1 protein-coding gene is annotated in these 919 nt (G+C 30.5%); it reads right to left on the bottom strand.

Going from position 1 to position 919, the window contains the following annotated elements; all coding sequences use genetic code 11:
- Window positions 1-884, bottom strand: an 884-nt coding sequence (locus ACOMA7_RS07705) for an IS3 family transposase (RefSeq protein ID WP_349238500.1), incomplete at its 3' end; no start/stop codon positions are given.
- Window positions 885-919: the final 35 nt, after the last annotated feature.

Here is a 919-nt window from a genome sequence, read left to right on the forward strand (position 1 = left end):
TATTGAACCGGTGACTTTCCGCCTAGTTTTGTTTTAATACGATGATTATTGTAATAATCAATCCATATTTTCATTGATGAAATTAAATCCTCTTTAAAGTCATAATTACAGTCCATGATTTCAGCTTTCATAATATGGAAAAATGATTCCATAGGTGAGTTATCAATACAATTTCCCTTACGGGACATGCTTTGAAATATTTTATTCTTCTTAAGCTCTTTTTGCCAGATGTGACTTTGATACTGAGCTCCCTGATCACTATGAATGGTCGTTCTGTATGGTAAACCCCTAACTAATTGAATAACTTCTTTCAGCGGCTTCATAACACAGTTCATATTTGGATGTCTGCTAATGTTATAGGATATTATTTCACCAGAAAATAAATCCATAATAGGTGAAAGGTAAACACGATGATTAATATCACAATTTCCATATCTGAATTCACTGATATCGGTACAGAGCTTTTGATATGGTCTATCAGTATTAAATCTTCGATTTAATTGATTTGATTTAAGTTTTCCAACTTGACCACGATAGGAATTATACTTACGTGTTTTTCTTGAATATGATGAGGATAGTAAATTATTCTTTTTCATTATCTTTAATACTAGTTTGTGGTTAACACGGTATCCACGATTAGTTAATTCTAAACATACTCTTCTATATCCGTAGGATTTATTTTTATCTTTAATATCCTTGATAATTTTAGTGATTTCAGCGTACTTATCAGGCTTATTTTGGATTGATCTAATGTAATAATAGGTACTTCTAGATATCCTTAATGCCTTTAGTATTAATGTTTTAGTAGTATGGTATTTCAGCCTTAGTTCGTCGATTATTTTAATAATTACTTCTGGTCTTCTTCGTCGTCTAAGGCCCTCAATTTTTTTAAGAAATCATTCTCTATTCTCAACATTAA

The organism is Apilactobacillus intestinapis, from assembly GCF_049166695.1.
GTDB classification, from domain to species: Bacteria; Bacillota; Bacilli; order Lactobacillales; family Lactobacillaceae; genus Apilactobacillus; species Apilactobacillus kunkeei_C.